This is a genomic window from Streptomyces sp. UC4497, assembly GCF_054871485.1.
In genome coordinates, this window is record NZ_JBTYHB010000046.1 from 23,799 (window position 1) to 47,051 (window position 23,253).

Annotated in this window: 18 protein-coding genes; 6 read left to right on the top strand and 12 right to left on the bottom strand. The window is 71.0% G+C overall.

Going from position 1 to position 23,253, the window contains the following annotated elements:
- The first annotated feature begins 39 nt into the window (after positions 1–39).
- Entirely contained in the window at positions 40–231 is a 192-nt protein-coding gene (locus tag ACYSUO_RS37630; protein WP_461780700.1) for a hypothetical protein, read from the top strand.
- 76 nt (positions 232–307) lie between these two features.
- Here ACYSUO_RS37630 and ACYSUO_RS37635 read toward each other — a convergent pair whose 3' ends face one another.
- Both ACYSUO_RS37635 and ACYSUO_RS37640 read right to left on the bottom strand, forming a co-directional pair.
- Positions 308–1,396 carry a branched-chain amino acid aminotransferase gene (locus ACYSUO_RS37635; protein ID WP_461780701.1) on the bottom strand — a complete coding sequence of 363 codons (1,089 nt, stop codon included), beginning with the start codon at positions 1,394–1,396 and terminating at the stop codon, positions 308–310.
- A gap of 260 nt (positions 1,397–1,656) precedes the next feature.
- Complete coding sequence (locus ACYSUO_RS37640; RefSeq protein ID WP_461780702.1) at positions 1,657–2,700, bottom strand: 3-isopropylmalate dehydrogenase; 1,044 nt, start codon at positions 2,698–2,700, stop codon at positions 1,657–1,659.
- A gap of 128 nt (positions 2,701–2,828) precedes the next feature.
- Here ACYSUO_RS37640 and ACYSUO_RS37645 point away from each other — a divergent pair, with 128 nt between their 5' ends.
- Positions 2,829–4,409, top strand: coding sequence for a purple acid phosphatase family protein (locus ACYSUO_RS37645; RefSeq protein WP_461780703.1), 1,581 nt, complete (start codon positions 2,829–2,831; stop codon positions 4,407–4,409).
- A gap of 31 nt (positions 4,410–4,440) precedes the next feature.
- Here ACYSUO_RS37645 and ACYSUO_RS37650 read toward each other — a convergent pair whose 3' ends face one another.
- The 4 genes from ACYSUO_RS37650 to ACYSUO_RS37665 form a co-directional block, all read right to left on the bottom strand.
- On the bottom strand, positions 4,441–4,584 hold the full coding sequence (locus tag ACYSUO_RS37650) for a hypothetical protein (RefSeq protein ID WP_266714423.1): 144 nt from the start codon (positions 4,582–4,584) through the stop codon (positions 4,441–4,443).
- Positions 4,585–4,837: 253 nt separating this feature from the next.
- Positions 4,838–6,892, bottom strand: coding sequence for an ATP-binding protein (locus tag ACYSUO_RS37655; protein ID WP_461780704.1), 2,055 nt, complete (start codon positions 6,890–6,892; stop codon positions 4,838–4,840).
- Positions 6,893–6,894: 2 nt separating this feature from the next.
- Complete coding sequence (locus ACYSUO_RS37660) at positions 6,895–7,725, bottom strand: PP2C family protein-serine/threonine phosphatase (protein WP_461780705.1); 831 nt, start codon at positions 7,723–7,725, stop codon at positions 6,895–6,897.
- A gap of 354 nt (positions 7,726–8,079) precedes the next feature.
- Positions 8,080–8,883, bottom strand: coding sequence for an SDR family NAD(P)-dependent oxidoreductase (locus ACYSUO_RS37665; RefSeq protein ID WP_461780706.1), 804 nt, complete (start codon positions 8,881–8,883; stop codon positions 8,080–8,082).
- Between the two features lie 267 nt (positions 8,884–9,150).
- On the opposite strand from ACYSUO_RS37665, the gene ACYSUO_RS37670 reads away from it, so the two are divergent.
- Entirely contained in the window at positions 9,151–10,074 is a 924-nt protein-coding gene (locus ACYSUO_RS37670) for an NADP-dependent oxidoreductase (protein ID WP_461780707.1), read from the top strand.
- 262 nt (positions 10,075–10,336) lie between these two features.
- On the opposite strand, the gene pruA is transcribed toward ACYSUO_RS37670, so the two are convergent.
- Both pruA and ACYSUO_RS37680 read right to left on the bottom strand, forming a co-directional pair.
- Positions 10,337–11,974, bottom strand: a complete 1,638-nt coding sequence (gene pruA / locus ACYSUO_RS37675; protein ID WP_461780708.1) for an L-glutamate gamma-semialdehyde dehydrogenase — start codon at positions 11,972–11,974, stop codon at positions 10,337–10,339.
- A gap of 84 nt (positions 11,975–12,058) precedes the next feature.
- A complete protein-coding gene (locus tag ACYSUO_RS37680) occupies positions 12,059–12,985 on the bottom strand; it encodes a proline dehydrogenase family protein (RefSeq protein ID WP_461780709.1) in 927 nt (308 codons plus the stop codon).
- 201 nt (positions 12,986–13,186) lie between these two features.
- Here ACYSUO_RS37680 and ACYSUO_RS37685 point away from each other — a divergent pair, with 201 nt between their 5' ends.
- The gene (locus tag ACYSUO_RS37685; RefSeq protein WP_461780710.1) at positions 13,187–14,374 is read left to right on the top strand and encodes a PucR family transcriptional regulator; all 1,188 of its coding nucleotides are present in this window, start codon (positions 13,187–13,189) and stop codon (positions 14,372–14,374) included.
- Here the strand turns inward: ACYSUO_RS37685 and ACYSUO_RS37690 are convergent.
- Positions 14,363–14,935: a TetR/AcrR family transcriptional regulator gene (locus ACYSUO_RS37690; RefSeq protein ID WP_461780711.1), complete on the bottom strand. Its 573-nt coding sequence runs from the start codon at positions 14,933–14,935 to the stop codon at positions 14,363–14,365. The genes ACYSUO_RS37685 and ACYSUO_RS37690 overlap by 12 nt on opposite strands.
- Before the next feature lie 83 nt (positions 14,936–15,018).
- Between ACYSUO_RS37690 and ACYSUO_RS37695 the strand changes: the two genes are divergently transcribed.
- Both ACYSUO_RS37695 and ACYSUO_RS37700 read left to right on the top strand, forming a co-directional pair.
- On the top strand, positions 15,019–16,593 hold the full coding sequence (locus ACYSUO_RS37695) for an MFS transporter (protein WP_461780712.1): 1,575 nt from the start codon (positions 15,019–15,021) through the stop codon (positions 16,591–16,593).
- 133 nt (positions 16,594–16,726) lie between these two features.
- Entirely contained in the window at positions 16,727–19,696 is a 2,970-nt protein-coding gene (locus ACYSUO_RS37700) for a helix-turn-helix transcriptional regulator (RefSeq protein ID WP_461780713.1), read from the top strand.
- Positions 19,697–19,757: 61 nt separating this feature from the next.
- Here the strand turns inward: ACYSUO_RS37700 and serA are convergent, their stop codons facing one another.
- The 3 genes from serA to ilvN all read right to left on the bottom strand — a co-directional run bounded on the left by serA (position 19,758) and on the right by ilvN (position 23,253).
- On the bottom strand, positions 19,758–21,359 hold the full coding sequence (gene serA, locus ACYSUO_RS37705) for a phosphoglycerate dehydrogenase (protein ID WP_461780714.1): 1,602 nt from the start codon (positions 21,357–21,359) through the stop codon (positions 19,758–19,760).
- A 252-nt stretch (positions 21,360–21,611) separates the two neighbouring features.
- On the bottom strand, positions 21,612–22,613 hold the full coding sequence (ilvC, locus tag ACYSUO_RS37710; RefSeq protein ID WP_461780715.1) for a ketol-acid reductoisomerase: 1,002 nt from the start codon (positions 22,611–22,613) through the stop codon (positions 21,612–21,614).
- A 115-nt stretch (positions 22,614–22,728) separates the two neighbouring features.
- Positions 22,729–23,253, bottom strand: coding sequence for an acetolactate synthase small subunit (gene ilvN, locus ACYSUO_RS37715; RefSeq protein WP_266714397.1), 525 nt, complete (start codon positions 23,251–23,253; stop codon positions 22,729–22,731).

Sequence of the window (23,253 nt, forward strand, 5' to 3'; positions counted from 1 at the left end):
TGTCATCGAGCAGGGACCTCACGGGGAGGCAGGACACGCATGACGGACACCACGGGAGCCGAGGGCTCCACCAGATCCGCGGCCAGGACGAACGCGATCCGCGCGGCCAAGTACACGGCCGCCGGCCTGCTGCGCTGCGGACAGGTTCTGCTCATCGTCCTCGGCGCACTGGGACAGGCCTCGAAGAAGGGCTCGGGCAGCCGGTCGAGCAGCTCCGACGACGGGAGCTGACAGGACCCGGGACATACGTCGGCCCCCGTCCCGCGGCGTGCGGGACGGGGGCCGACGGCCAGATACGAGACGCGGACTAGCCCAGCTCGTGCATCCAGCCGTGCTTGTCCTCGGACTTGCCGCGCTGGATGTCCAGGAGCGCGTTGCGCAGCTTCATCGTGACCTCGCCGGCCTCGCCGCCGGACTGCGTCCACTCGGCGCCCGCGCGCTTGACCGTGCCGACGGGCGTGATGACGGCGGCGGTGCCGCAGGCGAAGACCTCGGTCAGCTCGCCGGACTCGGTGGCGGACTGCCACTCGTCGATGGAGATGCGGCGCTCCTCCGACTCGTAGCCGAGGTCGCGGGCGACCTGGAGCAGCGAGTCACGGGTGACGCCCGCGAGCAGCGAACCGGTGAGGGTCGGCGTGACGATCTTGTTCCCGTACACGAAGTACAGGTTCATGCCGCCCAGCTCCTCGACCCACTTGTGCTCGACGGCGTCGAGGTAGGCGACCTGGTCGCAACCCTTGGCGGCGGCCTCGGCCTGCGCGAGCAGGGACGCCGCGTAGTTGCCGCCGGTCTTGGCATCGCCGACGCCGCCGGGGACGGCGCGCACGCGGTCCTCGGAGAGCCAGATGGAGACGGGCTTCACGCCGCCGGAGAAGTACGCGCCGGCGGGCGAGGCGATGACGATGAAGAGGTACTCGTTGGCGGGCTTCACGCCCAGGCCGATCTCCGTCGCGATCATGAACGGACGCAGGTAGAGGGACTCCTCGCCGCCGTGCGCGGGCACCCAGTCCTTGTCCTGCTGGACGAGCAGGTCACAGGCCTCGACGAAGGTCTCGACCGGCAGCTCGGGCATGCCGAGGCGCCAGGCGGAGTGCTGGAAGCGCTTGGCGTTCATGTCGGGCCGGAAGGTGGCGACGGTGCCGTCGGGCTGACGGTAGGCCTTGAGGCCCTCGAAGATCTCCTGCGCGTAGTGCAGGACGTTCGTGGCCGGGTCGAGGGAGAGCGGTCCGTAGGGCACCAGCTGCCCGTCGTGCCAGCCCCGCCCCTCGGTCCACTTGACCGTCACCATGTGATCGGTGAAGTGGCGGCCGAATCCCGGGTTGGCCAGGATCTCCTCGCGCTGCGCGGCGGACAGCGGGGTGGCGGTGGGCTTGAGCTCGATCGTGGGCGTCGTCATGGTTGCGTGTCCTTCACCGTTGGTTGTGACGGACCGCGTTCACGCCTGCACTCCTGGTACTAGGACGTCCGAGCTTCCACGTACATCGCGGCCCCACGTTCGATTATCGCGCGAGGCGGGGTGTGCTCGGAAATTGCCCTGTTGAGTACGGGTACGCGAAGCGGCCCATGGGTTGATGGTCGCACCCAGGGGCCGCACAGGAACAGCCGCCGGGTGCTGTATGCGACCCGGCGGCTGCTGCCGTAATGGTGAGCGCCGGGTCAGCCGGCTACTACTCGGGCGACGAGGGCGTCACCGATCTCGTCGGTGGAGCGCACGGAGTCGCCGCGCTCGCCGAGGTCCGCGGAGACCGCGGTCTCGATGCGCGCGGCCTCGGCCTCGTAGCCGAGGTGGCGCAGGAGGAGGGCGACCGAGAGGATCGTGGCGCTCGGGTCGGCCTTGCCCTGGCCCGCGATGTCCGGGGCCGAGCCGTGCACGGGCTCGAACATGGACGGGAACTCGCGGCTCGGGTTGATGTTCCCGGAGGCCGCGACGCCGATGCCGCCGGAGACGGCCGCGGCGAGGTCGGTGATGATGTCGCCGAAGAGGTTGTCGGTGACGATCACGTCGAAGCGGGCCGGGTCGGTGACGAGGTAGATCGTCGCGGCGTCGACGTGGATGTAGTCGGTGGTGACCTCGGGGAACTCCTTGGCCACCTTGTTGAAGATGTTCGTCCACAGGTGGCCCGCGAAGGTCAGCACATTGTTCTTGTGGACCAGCGTGAGCTTCTTGCGGGGGCGGGCCTGGGCGCGGGCGAACGCGTCACGGACCACGCGCTCCACACCGAACGCGGTGTTGACGGAGACCTCGGTGGCGACCTCGTGCTCGGTGCCCTTGCGGATCGTGCCGCCGTTGCCCGTGTACGGGCCCTCGGTGCCCTCGCGGACGACGACGAAGTCGATGTCCGGCTCGCCCGCGAGCGGGGTCGAAACACCCGGAAGGAGCTTCGACGGACGCAGGTTGACGTGGTGGTCGAACGCGAAGCGGAGCTTGAGCAGGAAGCCGCGCTCCAGGACGCCGGACGGCACCGACGGGTCGCCGATGGCGCCGAGCAGGATCGCGTCGTGCTTCTTGAGCGAGTCGAGGTCGGCGTCGGTGAGGGTCTCACCGGAGGCGTGGTAGCGCTTGGCGCCGAAGTCGTACTCCTCGGTCTCCAGCTTCACATCCTGCGGAAGGACGGCGGAGAGGACCTTGAGACCCTGGGCCACGACCTCCTGGCCGATGCCGTCACCGGGGATCACTGCGAGATTGATGCTGCGAGACATGCGAGCACCGTACTCCTCGTCCCATGGGATGACACGCGGTGTCCATGATGTGGACGGCTGCCGAGTCGCCGCTTTCTGTTCACCCTTACGTATGGCGGTAGTTGGAAGTTACTGGGAAGTTCCCTCTCATGACCACCGCTCCTGACACCCCCAATGTCGGCATCCCCGAACACCTCGCCCGGCGCCTGAGCATGCCCGAGCAACACGATTACCTGCGGCGGAAGTTCAGCAGGCGCCGCGCCCTGACGGGGGCCGCGGCCTCGGTGGGCGGGGCCGCGCTGCTCGGCGGTGGCTCGGCGACGGGCGCGTACGCGGCGCCGCTGCTGCCGTCGCGGGCGGCCGCGGCTCAGGTGGACGGCTCCCTCGTGGCCCCCTTCGGCCGGCATCTCGCCTTCGGCGCGGACCCGAAGACGCAGATGCGGATCTCGTGGCAGGTGCCGTTCGCGGTCAAGAATCCGTATCTGCGGGTGGGGTCGAAGCCCTGGGAGCTGAGCCGGAAGATCCCGGCGGAGGTGCGCGCCCTGCACACGCCGTCCCTGTCGAAGAAGCTCCCCGAGGTCGAGCAGCTCTATCTGCACGCGGCGCTCGACAACCTCAGGCCCGGCACGACGTACTACTACGGCGTCGGCCACGACGGCTTCGACCCGGCGGACGCGGAGCGCCTGGGCACGCTCGGCACGTTCCGTACGGCGCCGGCCGCCCCGGAGTCGTTCGTCTTCACGGCCTTCGGCGACCAGGGCGTCAGCTACGACGCGCTCGCCAACGACCAGGTGATCCTCGGCCAGAACCCGTCCTTCCACCTGCACGCGGGCGACATCTGCTACGCCGACAGCAGCGGCCACGGCAAGGAGTCGGACACGTACGACGCGCGCGTGTGGGACCAGTTCCTCGCGCAGACGGAGACGGTCGCGAAGTCGGTGCCGTGGATGGTGACGACCGGGAACCACGACATGGAGGCCTGGTATTCGCCGAATGGCTACGGCGGCCAGAGCGCTCGCTGGTCGCTGCCCGAGAACGGCCCGGACCCGGAGAAGGCGCCCGGCGTCTACTCCTTCACGTACGGCAGTGTCGGCGTGGTCGCGCTCGACGCGAACGACGTCTCGTACGAGATCCCCGCCAACAAGGGCTACCTGGACGGGAAGCAGACCGCCTGGCTCGACAAGCGGCTCGGTGAGCTTCGGGCGCGGGACGACATCGAGTTCGTGGTCGTCTTCTTCCACCACTGCGCGTACTCGACGTCGACGCACGCCTCGGACGGCGGGGTGCGCGACGCGTGGGTGCCGCTGTTCGCCAAGCACCAGGTGGATCTGGTGATCAACGGGCACAACCACGTCTACGAGCGCACCGACGCGATCAAGGGCAACGGGAACGGGGAGGTCGGCAAGCCGGTGCCGGTCGGCGCGTCGACCGATCCGACGCGCGACGGCATCGTGTACGTCACCGCGGGCGGCGCCGGCAAGGACCTCTACGGCTTCGGGCCGGGCGTGAAGGACAGCTACGAGGGCAACGTGAACGACCGGGAGTCGATCGTCACCTTCCACTGGACCACGTCACGCCTGCCCGACCCGGACACCGTGGAGTGGTCCCGGGTGCGGTACACCGGCTTCTCGTTCCTCGCGGTGGAGGTGGACAAGGGCCGGATGAAGGTGTCGGCGCTGGCCGAGACCGGCGAGCGCATCGACCACTTCGAGGTGAAGAGGGGGTCCTGAGAGCGGTTTCCGGGAGGGGTCCTGAGGCGGCTCAGTGTCCGGTCTCGCCGCCGTTGTCCCTGCGGTCCAGCGCGCGCTGGAGGGCGGCGGCCGCGGTCCTGGCGGCCTGGCGGTCGGCTTCGCTCGACGGGGAGACGTGACGGACTCGGCGGCGGACGGGCGTCGCAGTGGCCATGAGGGATCGACTCCTTGAGATCCGTGGGAATCCTCGCGCGCCAATGTGCGCAAGGGGATTTCGAGGCGCCGGAAGGGCGGGAAGCAGGAGCTGCAGGGGTTGCCTGCCAGGTGCTCCGGCTCGCGGCCGCCATTCGCCGGATCGGGCGAGTCGTTCGGCTTCTACAAAGCTAGGACAGGTCTCTGCTTCTGTCTCCACAATTACTCGGACTTCCTACTATCTGAGACGGACCTCACCTCACCCGTCCCACCAGTCACTGTGTGCGCACTGGTTCCTGGGCGTGGCCGAGAGCCAGCGCGACCACCTCTTCGAGGCCCAGCCCGCCGCCCCGCTCGAACGCCGCCTCGTACCCCTGGTCTCCGAGGGACTCGCGGGCGAGCGCGACGGCGGTGTCGTGCGGCGCGTTGAAGTACACGGAGCCGAACAGGGGCAGGCCCACCCGGTCCCAGATCCGGCGCGCCGCGCCCTGGAGCACGGCCGCCTGCTCGCAGTCGCCGCGCGAGGCCCACAGCAGGGCGATGACCTCGACGGGCAGCACGACCCCGACCAGGTCGCGGAACTCGTAGTTGATGACCAGGCAGTCGTCGGCCAGACGCATGGCCTCCTCGCTGCGGCCCCCGGCCCAGGCGGCGAAGGAGAGGACGTAGAGGGCGTAGGCCTTCGCCCAGCGTTCGCCGTGCTCCTCGCAGGTGGCGCGGGCCTCCTCGCACAGCGGGACGGCCGCCGCGAGGTCGCCCTGGAACGCGAGGGCCATGGCCAGCTCGATGCGGGCCATCATGACGTTGCTGTCGAGCTCGCCCAGCTCGGCGTAGCTGGCCAGCGACGCCCTGAAGTACCGCTCCGCCGTGGCGTGTTCGTCGCGCATCAGCGCGGCGCACCCCAGGCGGTGGGTGGAGTACGCGTACGCCTCGTCGTCATCGGCGCGCAGGGATTCGGCCCTGCACTCGGTGAGCATGGCCGCGGCGGGCCGCGCGTCCCCCTGGAGGATGGCGATGTAGCCGCCGACCCACAGCGCCTTGAGCCGCTCCGGGTGCGGCCCCGGGACCGCGGCGAGCGCGCGGTCGACCCAGTAGCGGCCGTCGCTGAGGAGCCCGCAGCCGACCCAGTAGAACCAGAGCGTCCCGGCGAGCCGCGCCCCGGCCCGCTCCTGGCCCGGTGTGGACAGGGCGAAGTCGAGCGCGGCGAGGAGCTGTGCGTGCGCGCGCCGGGTGGTGCGGAACACGGCGGTCTGGCCGGGACCGAACCACACCGCCTCGCCCTGCACGGCGAACTCCTGGCACCAGGCGAGATGGCGGGCGCGCACGCACTGCTCCTCGCCGAGCCGCCGCAGCCACTCGGCGCCGTAGCCCCGGACGGTGTCGAGCTGCCTGAACTTCTCGCCGCCCGGGCCGTCTTCGCGTACGAGCAGGGATTTCTCCACGAGTCCCAGGAGCAGGGGGCCGATGGCCGAGCGCTCCAGGGCGGCGTCGGCGCACACCTTCTCGGCGGCTCCCCGGGAGAAGCTGCCGGCGAAGACGGAGAGGCGGGCCCAGAGCAACCGCTCGGCGGGCAGGCAGAGTTCGTGGCTCCAGCCGATGGTCGTCCGCAGCGTGCTGTGCCGGCCGGTGTACTCCGGCTCGTCGCGGACGAGCTGGAAGCGGTCCTCCAAAAGCGCGAGGAGTTCCTCGGTCTCCTCTCCGCGCAGCCGCCCCGCCGCGAGTTCGATCGCGAGCGGAATGCCGTCGAGGCGCGCGCAGATCCGCTCCACCACCGGCCTGGCGCGGGCGGTGATCCGGAACTCCGGGTGGGCCGCGTGGGCGCGCTGCGCGAAGAGCCGCACCGCGTCGGCCGCGACGGACATCGGCGCGACGGCGAAGATCTCCTCCCCCGCCAGGCCGAGGGGCTGCCTGCTGGTGGCGAGGATGTGCAGCCCGGGGGCCGCGGCGAGGAGCCGCGCGGCGAGCTCCGCGCAGGCCTCGATGAGGTGTTCGCAGGTGTCGAGGACGAGCAGCAGGTGCTTGTCGGCGAGGTGCCCGGTGAGCACCTCGTGCTGGGGCCTGGTCGTGTGGTCGGTGGCGTGCAGGGCCGTGGTGACCGCGTGCACGAGCAGTTCGGGGTCCTGGAGTTCGTGGAGCTCGACGCACCAGGCGCCGTCGGCGAACCCGTCCGCGACGTCGGCCGCGGCACGTAGGGCGAGGCGGGTCTTCCCGATCCCGCCGAGCCCGGTGACCGTCACCAGCCGGGAGCGCGCACTCAGCTGTCGCAACCGGGCGAGTTCGTGGCGGCGTCCGATGAATGGGGTGTGCTCCGTCGGCAGCTGGTGGGCCACGATTACCTCGTCTCGCGCAGATCACTTCGTGTGCGGTATTCATCGATTCCGGGAATACGGACCGCCTGGGAACCTCGGGTCAACCGAGGGCTGTGCGACCGAAATTGGCCGTCTTCCGCCCGAATATCTCCGTAGTCGACCAGAAGGAGTGCGGCATCGTCTTTCGGTCGCCCCTTCACATGGCGGATCAGGTCCGCCGAGAGCGCGTCGAGGAACGTCCCGGGATCGCGGTCGTAAAGGGCCACCGCGCGTTCCGCGAGCGGATAGAACTCCCCGCTGCCGCTCCGCGCCTCGGTGACTCCGTCGGTGTAGAGCAGCAGCCGGTCGCCCGCGGCGAGGGACATCGTGCTCGACCGGCACCACTCGTTCTGCAGCCGGATCAGGCCGAGCGGCGGTGACGGCGGCACGGAATCCACGAAGGTGGCGCGGCGCCCGCGGATCAGCAGGGGCGGCGGGTGGCCGCAGCAGACCAGTTCGAGCTCTCCGTCGTCGCCGTTCGTGCCGAGCAGCAGCGCGGTGACGAAGTCCTCGCTGTGCTCACGGCGGGCCAGCGCCGCGTCCATACGCTGGGCCACCACGGTCAACCGGGCCTCGCACTGGACCAGTTCGCGGTAGGCGCCGAGGGCGTCCAGGGCGGTGCCGACCGCCGGCATGCCGCTGCCCATCACGTCGCCGATGAGCAGCCGCACCCCGAAGGGCGTACCGGCGACGTCGTAGATGTCCCCGCCGATCCGGGCCTCGCGCTGCGCCGCCAGGTAGCGGACCTCCGTGCGCAGCCCGCCCACCCGGCCCGGCAGCGGGCGCAGCAGCCCCTCCTGGAGGGTGCGCGTCACCGTCCGCAGTGAATGGAGCGCCCGCGCCTGATGACGGAGCCGCACCACGGCGGCGCCGATCGCCGCCAGTAACAGGAAACAGAAGAGAACAGTTGTGCCATGGCTCGCGAGTTCCCCGGAAATTCGGCGCGCGTCCTCTCCGAAGGTCGTGCCCACGCCTGTGCCCGTACCCGGTGAAAGGAATCGCATTTCTTCTTGCGAAGTCATCTCTTCTTGAGAAGTCATCATCGTCGCGCCAGCTCTGTCGGCCGAGGGGGCGTTCGGGACTTTAGAGCACAACTCCGCGCCGCACGAGAGAATTGGCATATCCCGAATCCGTGCCAACCGGGAATCGACCCTCGGGTCACACCTGCCTCACATGCCCATGCCGCCGTCGACCGGAAGCCCCGCGCCGGTGATGAAGCGGGCGGCGTCGGAGGCGAGGAAGACGACCGCGTCGGCCATGTCCGTGGCCTCGCCGAGCCGCCCGAGCGGGGTCCGTGCGATGACGTCCCCCACGGCCGCCTCCGCGCTCGGCCACAGCCCCAGGGTCTCCATGTCCCGGGCGAGGCGGGTACCCATCGCCGTGGGAACCAGGCCCGGGTAGAGGCAGTTGACCCGCACGCCGTAACCCAGCTTGCCGGACTCCAGGGCGGCCACCCGGGTCAGCCGGTCGACCGCGGACTTCGTCGCGGCATATCCGGCGATGCCGGGGAAGGGGATCGTCGCGGCCACCGACGAGATGTTGACGACCGCACCGCCCCGGCCGGCCCGGCCGCCCGGGCGCATCGCCCGGAAGGCGTGCTTGAGGCCGAGCGCGACGCCGAGGACGTTGACGTCGAGCATCCTGCGGAGGTCTTGCGGGTCGAGGTCGACGACAAGACCCGAGATCTCGACACCGGCGTTGTTGACGAGGACGTCGAGGCCGCCGAGCTCGTCCACGGCGCGGCCGACGGCCGTCTCCCAGCTCTCGTCGTCGGCCACGTCGAGCGGGACGAACGTCGCCGCGCCGCCCGCCTTCTGCAACGTCTCGGCGGCGGCGCGGCCCGCGTCCTCCTGGATGTCGGCGATGACGACGGCGGCACCCTCGCACACGAGCGCCTCGGCCGCGGCCGCCCCGAGCCCCTGGGCGCCCCCTGTCACCAGCGCCTTGCGTCCCGTCAGATCGCACGCGTTCATGGCGGTCCCCTTCTGCTTCTGCCGAGCGGACGCATCATGTGATGCGGGTCACAGTAAAGCCCTTCGTCGGCCGCCCGGACCGCCCATGGCACCAACTACCCGAATCTGCCCGGGAGTTGCTTGGAACGGTGCTACGGTGCGGACCTTTCGCCGACGCCCGGACATGGCGCTCCCCGCGGCATGGCGCGGTCGCCGCCCACGTCCCACGATGGAGCCAGTACCGGCCGGGCCGCGATGGCCGGGCCGACCCTGGGGAGGAGTCCCACCATGCGCGTCATCAGTCAGCGCCGGCTCGGCGGACCCGAGGTGCTCGAAGTGGTGGAGGTGGAGCGGCCCGAGCCGCGGGCGGGCGAGGTACTGGTCCGGGTGCGGGCCGTGGGGGTGAACCCGGTGGACCGGCTGGCGCGCTCCGGCGACGCGCCGCTCTTCGGCGATCCGCCGTTCACGCTCGGCTGGGACGTCTCGGGCGTCGTCGAGTCGGCGGGCCAGGACGTCACCGAATTCCGGCCGGGCGACGAGGTGTTCGCCATGATCCGGGGCGGGGGCTACGCCGAGTACGTCGTGATCCGCACCGAACAACTGGCGCCCAAGCCGGGCAATGTCGATCACGTCCAGGCGGCGGCGTTGCCCGCGGCGGCGCTCACCTCATGGGCCGCGCTCGTCGACATCGGGCAGATAGGTCCCGGTCGGCGGGTGCTGATCCATGCGGCGGGCGGCGGCGTCGGGCACGTGGCGGTGCAGATCGCCAAGGCCGAGGGGGCGTACGTGATCGCTACCGCGGGCGCCGACAAGCACGACTTCCTGCGCGAACTCGGCGTCGACGAGCCCATCGACTACACGACCACGGACTTCGCCCACTCCCTGCGTGACGTGGACGTGGCCCTCGACCTGATCGGTGGCGACTACGGCCCGCGCACCCTGGTCACCCTGCGCCCCGGTGGCCTCCTGGTCTCGGCGATGCTCTGGGACCCCGGCGTCACCCAGGAGGACGCCGAGACCCGCGGCGTCCGCTTCGCCTCCATCTCGGTCCAGCCCTCGGGCGGCACCCTGCGCAAGGTCGCGGCCCTGATGGCGGCGGGCCGCCTCCGCGCCCACGTCTCGGCGACCCTCCCCCTGGAGGAAGCCCCCAAGGCCCACGAACTGGGCGCCTCGGGCCACACCCAGGGCAAGATCGTCCTGACGGTGCCCTGAACGGCACCGGGACGGGCCCCGTCGTGAGGGATGCGCGGCACCGTGGCGCCGCCTTGCCCACCCTGCCGCCCAAGGCGGCAGATTGCCCAAGGCGACGAGGGCCGACCGAAGCCCCCGGAGGGGGCGGGTGGACAATTCCAGCCCCGCCGGCGTTTGAGGCGCGGGGGCCGGGGCGGAGCCCCGTGGCGTAGGGACGGTCCACGCAAAGCCGCCCCCGGTCGAGGGAACACCTCGACCGGGGGCGGCACCGCTACAGAGGCGCTCAGCCCATGTGCGGGTACACGTAGTCCGTCGGCGGAACCAACGTCTCCTTGATGGCCCGCGTCAGCGTCCACCGCTGCAGGTTCTGCGGCGCCCCCGCCTTGTCACACGTACCGGACGCACGCCCACCACCGAACGGCTGCTGCCCCACAACCGCCCCGGTCGACTTGTCGTTGATGTAGAAGTTGCCCGCGGCGTACCGCAGCTTCTCCATCGTGTGGGCCGCGGCCGCCCGGTCGTTCGCGACGACCGAGCCGGTGAGCGCGTAGTCCGACGCCGACTCCATCTGCTCCAGCATGGCGTCGTACTGGTCGTCCTCGTACACGTGCACGGCGAGGAACGGACCGAAGTACTCCGTGGAGAACACCTCGTTGGCCGGGTCCGAGCACTCGACGACCGTCGGACGCACGAAGTAGCCGACGGAGTCGTCGTACGTACCACCGGCGACGATCGTGCAGGACTCGTCGGACTTCGCCCGGTCGATCGCCGCCTTGTTCTTGGCGAACGCACGGTCGTCGATGAGCGCGCCGATGAAGTTCGACAGGTCGGTGACGTCACCCATCTTGATGCCGTCGACCTCGGCCGCGAACTCCTCCTTGAACCCGTCGTTCCAGATGGAGGCCGGGATGTACGCACGCGAGGTCGCCGAGCACTTCTGGCCCTGGAACTCGAAGGAGCCACGGGTCAGGGCCGTCTTGAGGACGGCACGGTCGGCGCTCGGGTGCGCGACGACGAAGTCCTTGCCGCCGGTCTCGCCGACGAGCCGCGGGTAGGTGCGGTACTTCTCGATGTTGTTGCCGACCGTCTTCCACAGGTGCTGGAAGGTCTTGGTCGAACCGGTGAAGTGGATACCGGCCAGGTCACGGTGGTTGAGCGCGACCTCGGACACGGCGAGACCGTCACCCGTCACCAGGTTGATGACACCCTTCGGCAGGCCGGCCTCCTCCAGGAGCTGGAGCAGCAGCACCGCGGCGTGGGTCTGCGTCGGGGACGGCTTCCACACGACGACGTTGCCCATCAGCGCCGGCGCGGTCGGCAGGTTGCCCGCGATGGCCGTGAAGTTGAACGGCGTGATCGCGTAGACGAAGCCCTCGAGCGGGCGGTGGTCCATGCGGTTCCACACGCCCGTGGAGTTCGCCGGCGGCTGCTCGGCGAGCAGGTTGCGGGCGTAGTGGACGTTGAAGCGCCAGAAGTCGATGAGCTCACAGGGAGTGTCGATCTCGGCCTGCTGCGCGGTCTTCGACTGGCCGAGCATCGTCGAGGCGGCCATCGTCTCGCGCCACTTCGTGGACAGCAGCTCGGCGGCGCGCAGGATGATCGCGGCGCGGTCGTCGAAGGACGTCGCGCGCCAGGCCGGGGCGGCGGCCAGGGCGGCGTCGATCGCGTCCTGGGCGTCCTGCTCGGTGGCGTTGGCGTACGTACCGATGACGGACTTGTGGTTGTGCGGCTGCACGACGTCGAAGCGCTCGCCGCCGCCCATCCGACGTACGCCGCCGATGGTGCAGGGCAGCTCGATCGGGTTGTCGGCCAGCTCCTTGAGCTTGGCCTCCAGGCGGGCGCGCTCCGGGGAACCGGGGGCGTAGCCGTGCACCGGCTCATTGACCGGGGCGGGGACCTGGGTCACGGCGTCGAGGGTCATGGGTCCGTATCTCCTTCGGGGGTCGGGGAGTTGGGGACGGAACGGGAAGCTTGGTGGGGTCGGGCCCGGTGTTCGGCCCTGGGGTCAGCCCTTGGTGAGGACCGAGCGGGCGAAGAAGAGCAGGTTGGCCGGCTTCTCCGCGAGGCGGCGCATGAAGTATCCGTACCAGTCGGTGCCGTACGCGGTGTAGACACGCATCCGGTGCCCCTCGGCGGCGAGCCGCAGGTGCTCGTCGCTGCGGATCCCGTACAGCATCTGGAACTCGTACTCGTCCAGCTTGCGCCCGGCCTGCCGCGCGAGCTCCTGGGCGATGGCCACGAGCCGCGGGTCGTGGGACCCGATCATCGGGTACCCGGCGCCCTCCATGAGGATGCGCATGATCCGCACGTACGCCTTGTCGATCTCGGCCTTGTCCTGGTACGCGACCTCGGCGGGCTCCTTGTAGGCGCCCTTCACGATGCGCACGCGGCTTCCGGCGGCGGCGAGGCGGCGGGCGTCGTCCTCGGTGCGGAACAGGTACGCCTGGATGACGCAGCCGGTCTGCGGGAAGTCCTTCCGCAGCTCCTCGTGGATGGCGAACATCGAGTCGAGGGTGGTGTGGTCCTCGGCGTCGAGGGTGACCGTGGTGCCGATCTTCGCGGCGGCCTCGACGACCGGGCGGACGTTGGCGAGGGCCAGCTCGTGGCCGCCCTCCAGCGCCTGTCCGAACATCGACAGCTTCACGGACATCTCGGCCTTGGTGCCGAGGCCCAGCTTCTCGAGCCGTCCGACCAGCTCCAGATAGGCGTCGCGCGCGGCCTGCGACTGCTCGACGGTGGTGATGTCCTCACCGACGACGTCGAGCGTGACCTCAAGGCCCTTGGCGGCGGCGTCCTCGATGATCGGCACGACGTCGTCGACCGACTCACCGGCGATGAAGCGGTCGACGACCTGCTTGGTGCCCGGCGCCGCCGACACGAAAGCGCGCATCTTGTCGCTGCGCGACGCGGCGAGGATCAAGGGAGCCAGCACGGGGCACCTCCACGGATCACGAGTTGAGAGCGGGTGGGAACGGACCACTGATTCAGTACGTCAAAAGGTCTATTTCCGTGCGTAACGGGACGGCACGGAGAACCACTCAGAAATCTAAGGATCCCTCCGATCCTGTGCCATCGACACCTGTCACGCATCTGTGGCCGCCACCTCAGACATCTGTATGAAGAGGGGCCCGGGATGGGTGAGAATGGCGGGGTGAAAGGCGATTACCAGGACCTGGTCGACGAGATCTCGGCGCTGCTCGGCGCCCCGGCGACCCTCGAGAACCGCGACTTCCGCCTCATCGCCTTCGGCGCCCAGGCCAGCGCCGACGACGACACCGACGGCTTCGACGAGGCGGCGCTCGACCCGGTGCGCACGCGCTCGATCCTGACGCGCGGCTCGACCTCGGCGGTCCGCTCCTGGTTCGAGGGCTTCGGCATCGCGAGCGCCAAGGAGCCGGTCCGGATCCCGGCGACCCCGGAGGCCGGCGTCTACCGCGGCCGCGTCTGTCTGCCCGTACGCCATCACGGTTTCGTCCTCGGCTACGTATGGCTGCTCGACGACGATCCGGGTCCCACGGATGAGCAGCTCGATGCGGCGATGGAGGTGGCGGGCCGGATCGGCGCGCAGCTCGCCGACGAGGCGCAGGCGGGCGCGGACCTGACCCGCGAGTTCCACTCCGTGCTCACGGCGGAGCGGGGCTGGCAGCGGGACATGGCGGTGGCGGCGCTGCGCACGGCGCTCGGCGACCGGGCGCCCGGCCTGCACACGGTGGTCTGCGTCGCTCCGTGGCCATCCGCGGACCCCGACGACGCTCCTTCTGTACGCACCATTCCGGCGGCGGACGCGCTGTGCACGGTCCCGTGGGGGGTGACGGGCCAGTGCCTCGCCCTGCTGGTGCGGCTGCGCTCGCGCGAGGCCCTGGCGCCCGCGCTGACCGCGGCGGCGAAGCTGCGCGCCCGCGCGGGTGCCCCGGTGGCGGCGGGCATCGGCGCCGCGCGCGACGACCTCGCCGAACTGGCCACGGCCTGGCAGGAGGCGACGGCCGCGGCCCGCGCGGCGCTGGCCGACCCGCGCCTCGGCCCGGACGCGCAATGGTCGTCGATCGGCCCCTACCGGCTGCTGACCGCGCTCCCCGCGGAGGCCGCGCACGACCCCGCGGTCGCACCCCTGCTCTCCCCCACCCACCGTCAACTGGCGCGCACCGCCGAGGTGTTCCTCGACTGCGCGGGCCAGGCGGGCCGCACGGCCGCGGCCCTCGGCATCCACCGCCAGACGCTCTACTACCGCCTGTCCCGGGTGGAACAGCTCACCGGCCTCGACCTGGACGAGGGCGAGGACCGGCTGCTGCTGCACATGGGATTGAAGGCGTCACGCCTGTGACAGCTCGAACAGCTGCCGCAGCCCCACGGTGAGCTGCTCGGCGGACGGCGACGTCTCCGGATCGAAGGTGTACTGGGCGACGAGCCCGAGGAACATCACCGACAGGAACCCGCCGAGCGTCGCCACCTGCGGATCGTCGGCCGGCGGCTCCTCCCCCATGATCATGCCGATGAAGCCGCGCCCGGCCTCCGTCTGAGCCTGCACCAGATACTCCCGCAGGGCGGGCATCTTGTCGCCGAGCGTCAGCAGCTCGATGCTCAGATGCCACATGGAGTCCGGCTTGCCGAGGCCGACGACGACGTTCTCCAACAGGGACTGAAAGCGCTCCAACGAGCCCGGCGCGCCCGCCAGTTCGTGCGGCTCACCCCAGCCCTCCGAGGCCCCTTCGACCAGGGCCACGTACGCCTGCGCGAGCAGCGTGTCCTTCGAGCCGTAGTGGTAGCCGATGGAGGCCAGATTGGTCCCCGACTCCTTGACGATGTCGCGCGCCGTCGTGCGCGCGAACCCCTTCTCCATCAGGCAGCGCTTGGCGCCTTCGAGCAGATCCTCACGATGTCCCATGGCCCCACCATAACCGGGGTTCAGACGCACGTCTTAAACACTCGTACTAGACAAGCGTTTAAGACGCTCGTACAGTTCCTGCCATGACGAACCCGACGAGCACCACCCCACCCGCCGAAACCCTTGCGGGGCGCCGCGAGTGGACCGCCCTCGGCGTGCTGATGCTTCCGCTGCTCCTGGTCTCGATGGACGTCTCCGTCCTCTACTTCGCGATCCCCCAGATCGGCGCCGACCTGGAGCCGAGCGGCACCCAGCAGCTGTGGATCTTCGACATCTACGCGTTCGTGCTCGCCGGCCTGCTGATGACGATGGGCTCGCTCGGCGACCGCATCGGCCGCCGCAAGCTGCTCCTGTTCGGCGCCGCCGCCTTCGGCACCGCCTCGCTCCTGGCCGCGTACGCGAACAGCGCCGAGACGCTCATCGCCGCCCGCGCGCTCCTCGGCGTCGGCGGCGCGACCCTCATGCCGTCCACCATGGCGATCGTCCGCACGATGTTCACCGACCCCGGCCAGCGCGCGAAGGCGATCGGCATGTGGTCCGGCGTCATGACCGGCGGCATCGCGCTCGGCTCGGTGATGAGCGGCGTCCTCGTCGAGCACTTCTGGTGGGGCTCGGTCTTCCTGGTCAACCTGCCCGCGATGGTGCTGCTCCTGGTCCTCGGCCCGATCCTGCTGCCGGAGTCCAAGAACCCGGAGCCCGGCCGCTTCGACCTGCTGAGCGTGCCGCTGTCGATGGCCGCCGTGCTGCCCGTCATCTACGGCATCAAGGAGATCCCGTCCGAGGGCTGGAACGTGCGGTACGTCGTCTCGATCACCGTGGGGCTGCTGTTCGCCACCCTGTTCGTGCACCGCCAGCGCACCATCAAGTCCCCGCTGATCTCTCCGGCCCTGTTCCGTGGCCGCGGCTTCGCCCCCGGCGTCGTCCTGAACCTCGTCTCGTCCTTCGGCATGATGGGCTCGGCGTACTTCACCACCCAGTACCTGCAGTCCGTGCTCGGCAAGAGCTCCATGGCGGCCGCGCTCTGGTCGCTGCTCCCCACGGTCCTGGTCGGGGTGGCGGCCCCCGTCGCCGCGCAGCTCGTCGCGAAGGGTGTGCACCGCGCTCACGTCGTCGCCGGCGGCTTCACCGTCGCCGCCTGCGGATACACGCTTCTTGCCTTCTCCGGCACCGACTCGCTCTGGCTGGTCCTGGCCGGCGCCGGTGTCCTCGCCTCCGGCATCGTCACCGTGATGTCCCAGATGATGGACCTGGCGCTCAGCACCGTCCCGGTCGCCAACTCCGGCTCCGCGGCGTCCCTGTTGGAGACGGGCGCTGAGTTCGGCGGCGCCCTCGGCATGGCCGTCCTGGGCTCCATCGGCACGGCCGTCTACCGCCACGGCGTCCCCGCCGACGCCCCGGCCGCGGCCCACGAGACGCTGGGCGGCGCCCTCGCGGTGGCCGGGCAGCTGCCGGGCGAGGCGGGCCGGGCCCTGACGACCGCCGCACGGGAGGCCTTCACCGACGGCATGCAGGCGGCGGCGATCGCGGGGGCGGTCGTGCTCCTGGCCGCCGCGGTCCTCTCCGTGGCGACCCTGCGCAAGGTGGCGGTGCGCGAGTCCGCGGTGGCGGACGAGGCCGGGGTCCCCGACGCGGCGCCGGAGGAGAAGGCGACGGTCTGACAGCGCCGACAGCCATCCGTCGGCCACGATGCCGGGCGGGCCGGACCACTCCGGCCCGCCCGGCATCACCACGTAGGGAAGCCCGAAGCCTGCACCCAGCGATGACGCCGCCGTACCGTGCCAGGATGGCCCCGTGGCTCAGACATTCGATACGCCGTTCATCGGCCGGGCGGACGAACTCGCCCGGCTCACCGGCGTCCTGGAGCGGGCCGCGGCCGGCGATCCGCGCGCCGTCCTGGTCGCCGGGGACGCCGGCGTCGGCAAGACCCGGGCACTGACGGAGGCCGCCGCGCACGCCGCCGCCACCGGCCTGACCGTTCTCACCGGCCACTGCGTGGACCTCGGCGACGTAGGTCTGCCGTACCTCCCGTTCACGGAGATCCTCGGCGCGGCGGCCGCCGACGACCGGCTCGCCCCGGCCTTCGCCGCGTACCCCGCGGTGGACCGGCTCATCGGCGCGGCCTCGGGGGCGGGCCCCGCGCCCGACCCCGGCAGCCGCCTCCAGCTCTTCGAGGGCGTCGCGGGACTGCTCGCCGACCTGGCCGACCTGACCCCGCTGCTCCTGGTCGTCGAGGACCTCCACTGGGCCGACCAGTCCTCCCGCGACCTGCTCCGCTTCCTGCTCAGCCGGGGCGTCCTGCAACGGCCCGCGCCCGGCGGCCCGCCCCGCCGCCTCGCCGTCTTCGCCTCGTACCGCGCGGACGACCTGCACCGCCGCCACCCCCTGCGGCCGCTGCTCGCCGAGCTGATCAGGCTGCCCGCCGTCGACCGTCTCGACCTGCGCCCGATGGCCGACGCCGACGTGGCCCGGCTCGTGCGCGCGCGCCGCACCGGACCCGTGGCCGACAGCACGGTCCGCCGCATCGTCGAGAGCGCCGAGGGAAACGCCTTCTACGCAGAGGAGTTGCTCGCCGCGCTGCCCGGCGACGGCGAGGGCGCCCACTCACCCGCCATGCCCAGCGGCCTCGCCGACGTGCTGCTCATCCGGATCGAGCAACTCACCGAGACCGCCCAGCAGGTGCTGCGCACGGCGGCCGTCGCGGGCCGCCGTGTCGGGCACGAGCTGCTGCGGTCCGCCGTCCAACTGCCCGAGGAGGAGCTGGAGTCGGCGCTGCGCGAGGCCGTCGGACGCCAGCTCCTCGTGCCGGGCGACGACGGCACGTACTCGTTCCGGCACGCCCTCACCCGCGAGGCCGTGTACGCGGATCTGCTGCCCGGTGAACGGGTCAGGCTGCACGGGCGGTTCGCCGCGCTCCTCGCGGGCGAGGGCCGATCACCACAGAGCGCGGCGGAGCGCGCCCACCACTCGCGCGAGAGCCACGACCTGCCCGACGCGCTCGCCGCCTCCCTGGAGGCCGCCGACCACGCCCAGCGCGTCGGCGCCCCCGCCGAGGAGCTGCGGCACCTGGAGACCGCGCTCGAACTGTGGGCCGTGGTGGACACGTCCGCACGCCCCGAGGCCGGCGACACGGCCACCCTCACCCTGCGCGCCTCGGCCGCCGCCGCCCGCGCGGGCGACCCCCATCGCGCGGTCCAGCTCACCCGCTCCGCGCTCGCCCGGGCCGGCTCCGACGCCGACACCGAACTCGCGGCGCGCGTGCGCTACACCCTCGCGGACAACCTGATCCGGATCGACCACCTGGAAGCCGCGTTCACGTACAGCAGCGAGGCGCTGGCCCTGATCCCGGCCGAACCGCCCTCGGGCACCTGGGTGTGGGCCGCCGCCACCCATGTCCTGGCCGCGCGGCACGTGGGCAGGAACGAGGATGCCGAGCGCGTCGCCCGACAGGCACTGGGCGTCGCCGAGCGGCTCGAACTGACCGACGCCCAGGCCGACTTGACGATCTCGCTGGTCAACCTGGAAGGGCCCAACCGGCGCACACCGCAGGGCCGGGACCGCCTCGTCAGGGCCCGTGAGCTGGCCGGCGCCGCCGGGAACCTCGCGGTGGAGATGCGGGCGCTCTACAACCTCGCCATCGGCTGCTACGAGTCCGGCGACCTGGACGCGTGCCTGCCCTGGCTCGCCGAGGGCCTCGACCGCGCCCGCCGCGCGGGACTGCTCACCTCTCCGTACGCCCTGGAACTGCGCTACCTGCAGTCCCTGCTGCTCTACACGCTGGGCCGCTGGGACGAGTGCGCGCGAGCGGCCGCCGCCGACACCGAACTGCTGCCGCCCGCAGGCGGGTTCGCGATCGCGCCCGCGCTGTACGTGGCCCTGGCCCGCGGCGAGTACGACGCGGCCGCCACCGGGGCCCGGGGGCTGCTCGACCATCACTTCGACTGGATGGCGGCGCTCGTCGCCGCGATCGTGCTGACCGACGCGGCGGCGCTCCGCGGCGACGTCGAGGAATGCGTACGACAGATGCACGCGTCGGTCGAGTCGCTCACCGACGTCTCGGGCGGCACGCGGCCCGACGCCGTGGTCCGGCTCGCCGCGCTCGCCCTGGCGGCGGTCGCGGACGCGGCGGAGGAGGCCCGGCTCTCCGGCGACACGGCGGGCGCGGAGCGCTGGGCGGCTACGGCCACCGAGCTGGTGAAGTTGGCCCGTGACACCGCGGCCCACGGTCAGGACGGCACGGAGCAGGGCCCCGAGGGCCTCGCCTGGCTGGCGCGCGCCGAGGCCGAGCGGGTGCGCGCCGCGACCGGTCCCGACGTCGCGGCGTGGGAGCGGGCCGTGACGGCGTTCGACTACGGGGAGCCGTACGAACTGGCCCGCTGCCAAAGGCGGTTGGCCGAGGCCCTGCTCACCGCGGACCGCCGCGAGGAGGCCGCCGAGCAGGCGTACGCGGCCCGGGACGTGGCCGTACGGCTCGGCGCCGAGCCGCTGCGCGAGGCCCTGGACACCCTGATCCGGCGGGGCCGCCTCGCCGACGCCCCGGCCGCCGGGGACCGCATCGCCGCGCTGACCGCCCGGGAGAGCGACGTGCTGCGGCTGCTCGGCCGGGGGCGCACCAACCGGCAGATCGGCGAGGAGCTGTTCATCAGCGGCAAGACCGCGAGCGTCCACGTCTCGAACATCCTCGCCAAGCTGGGCGCCGCGAGCCGCACCGAGGCCGTGGGCATCGCCTACCGCGAGGGACTGATCGAGCCCGAGGCGTCCTGAACGCGCGAGGGCCGGGTCCCCCGGGGGTGACCCGGCCCTCGCGCGTTCAGGAGCGAAAACCTCAGACGAGGTTGACCGACCGCGCCGAGGTCGCGCCGATCTCCGCCGCCAGCTCGTTCAGGACCGACTGCGGCACCGTGTCGTCCACGGTCAGGACCGCGAGGGCCTCGCCGCCGACATCGGCGCGCGAGACCTGCATGCCGCCGATGTTGATGCCCGCCTCGCCGAGGACGCGGCCCACCGTGCCGACGACGCCCGGACGGTCCTCGTAGCGCAGGACGACCATGTGGTCGGCGAGCGCCAGGTCCACGTCGTACTCGTTGACCGCGACGATCTTCTGCAGGTGCTTCGGGCCCGCGAGCGTGCCGGAGACCGAGACCTCCTGGCCGTTGCCGAGGGTGCCGCGCACGGTGACGACGTTGCGGTGGTCGGGCGACTCGGAGGACGTGGTGAGGCGGACCTCGACGCCGCGCTCCTGCGCGAACAGCGGGGCGTTGACGTACGACACCGTCTCGTCGACGACGTCCTCGAACACGCCCTTGAGCGCGGAGAGTTCGAGCACCTTCACGTCGTGCTGGGTGATCTCGCCGTACACCTCGACGTCGAGGCGGGCCGCGACCTCGCCCGCGAGGGCGGTGAAGATCCGGCCGAGGCGCTCCGCGAGGGGCAGGCCCGGCTTGACGTCCTCGGCGATGACGCCGCCCTGGACGTTCACCGCGTCCGGCACGAGCTCGCCGGAGAGCGCGAGGCGCACCGACTTGGCGACGGCGACGCCCGCCTTCTCCTGCGCCTCGTCCGTGGAGGCGCCGAGGTGCGGGGTGCAGACGACCTGGTCGAACTGGAACAGCGGGGAGTCCGTGCAGGGCTCCTTCGCGTACACGTCGAGACCGGCGCCGGCGACGCGGCCTTCCTTGATCGCCGAGTACAGCGCCTCTTCGTCGACGATCCCGCCGCGCGCGGCGTTGACGATGCGCACGTTCGGCTTGACCTTGTGCAGCGCCTCGTCACCGATGAGACCGAGGGTCTCCGGGGTCTTCGGGAGGTGCACGGTGATGAAGTCCGAGACCTCGAGCAGCTCGTCGAGGGAGAGGACCTTCACGCCCATCTGCGCGGCGCGCGCGGGCTGCACGTACGGGTCGTACGCGACGACCTTCATGCCGAAGGCGGACATGCGCTGCGCGACGAGCGCGCCGATGCGGCCGAGGCCGACGACACCGAGGGTCTTCTCCGCGAGCTCGACACCCGTGTACTTGCTGCGCTTCCACTCGCCGCCCTTGAGGGCCTGCGAGCCCTGCGGGATGTTGCGCGCGGTGGCGATGAGCAGACCGCAGGCGAGCTCGGCGGCGGTCACGATGTTCGAGGTCGGCGCGTTGACGACCATCACGCCGGCCTTGGTGGCGGCGGACACGTCGACGTTGTCGAGGCCGACGCCGGCTCGTGCGACGACCTTCAGCTTCTTCGCGGCGGCGATCGCCTCGGCGTCGACCTTGGTGGCCGAGCGGATCAGGATCGCGTCGACGTCGGCGATGGCGGGCAGCAGGGCCGCCCGGTCCGCGCCGTTGCACTGGCGGATCTCGAAGTCCGGGCCCAGGGCGTCGACCGTCGCCGGCGACAGCTCTTCGGCGATGAGTACGACGGGTTTGCCGTTGGCAGCAGTGCTCACGTGAGTCCTCACAGGTCCAATGCGGACGGCCGTCCCGACGGCCGCAGGCGGTGGAGGGTGCTTGCCGCGTGGAAGACGCACGACGCTGTGGGCCCAACGCGAATGTATTCAGCAGTGTAGTGGCGCTGGGGAGGCGTGCTTACGCCTCCCTGGAAGGATCACTCGTCCGAGGCTGGACACCGTGGACAACCGTGTGGACGAGCCATGGAGAACGGGGTCGCGGCGTGTGCCGCGACCCCGTCCCGTGAAGGCTTACGCCTCGTCGTCGTTCACCCAGCTCATGAGCTTGCGCAGCTCCTTGCCGGTGGTGGCGAGGAGGCTGTCCTCGTCCTGCTTCTTGTACTCGTTGTACTTCTTCAGACCGCCGTGGTACTCGTCCATCCAGTTGTTGGCGAACGTGCCGTCCTGGATCTCGGCGAGGACCTTCTTCATCTCGGCCTTGGTGGCGTCCGTGATGATCCGCGGGCCGGTGACGTAGTCGCCCCACTCGGCGGTCTCGGAGACCGACCAGCGCATCTTCTCGAGGCCGCCCTCGTACATGAGGTCGACGATGAGCTTCAGCTCGTGCAGGCACTCGAAGTACGCGATCTCCGGCTGGTAGCCGGCCTCGGTCAGCGTCTCGAAACCGGCCTTGACCAGGGCGGCGGTGCCACCACAGAGGACGGCCTGCTCACCGAACAGGTCGGTCTCGGTCTCCTCGGTGAAGGTCGTCTTGATGACGCCGGCGCGGGTGCCGCCGATGCCCTTCGCGTAGGAGAGGGCCAGCTCGAAGCCCTTGCCGGTGGCGTCCTGCTCGACGGCCGCGATGCACGGAACGCCGCGACCCTCCTCGTACTGGCGGCGCACGAGGTGACCCGGGCCCTTCGGGGCGACCATGCAGACGTCCACGCCGGCCGGGGGCTTGATGAAGCCGTAGCGGATGTTCAGGCCGTGGCCGAAGAACAGCGCGTCGCCGTCCTTCAGGTTCGGCGCGATGGTCTCCTCGTAGACCTTGCCCTGGATCGGGTCCGGGACCAGGATCATGATGACGTCGGCCTCGGCCGCGGCCTCGGACGGGGTGACCACGCGCAGGCCCTGCTCCTCGGCCTTCGCCTTGGACTTGGAGCCCTCGTGCAGACCGACACGGACGTCGACACCCGAGTCGCGCAGGGAGAGCGCGTGGGCGTGGCCCTGGGAGCCGTAGCCGATCACCGCGACCTTGCGGTTCTGGATGATGGACAGGTCGGCATCGTCGTCGTAGAACAGCTCGGCCACTGGGGTTCTCCTCGTTTGCGGTATTGCTGGTTCTGCGTCCCACCGTACGGCGGGGTGCGGAAGGAAAGATTTCAGGTCTCGCTATGCGAGAGGGGCGCGCGGAGGTGCCGCGCGCTCACGCGGTGCGGTCGAGCGCCCGCAGGCTCCGGTCGGTGATGGAGCGCGAGCCGCGGCCGACCGCGATGGTGCCGGACTGGACGAGCTCCTTGATGCCGAAGGGTTCCAGCATCTTGAGCATCGCCTCGAGCTTGTCGCTGGATCCGGTGGCCTCGATGGTGACGGCCTCCGGGGAGACGTCCACGGTCTTGGCGCGGAAGAGCTGGACGATCTCGACGATCTGCGAGCGCGTCTCGTTGTCGGCGCGGACCTTGGCGAGCACCAGCTCGCGGGCCACGGCCGCGTCGGGCTCCAGCTCGACGATCTTCAGGACGTTGACCAGCTTGTTGAGCTGCTTCGTGACCTGTTCGAGCGGGAGCGATTCGACATTCACGACGATGGTGATGCGCGAGATGTCGGGGTGCTCGGTGACGCCGACGGCGAGCGAGTCGATGTTGAAGCCGCGGCGCGAGAAGAGGGCGGTGATCCGGGCGAGGACACCGGGCTTGTTCTCGACCAGGACGGAGAGCGTGTGCTTGGACAT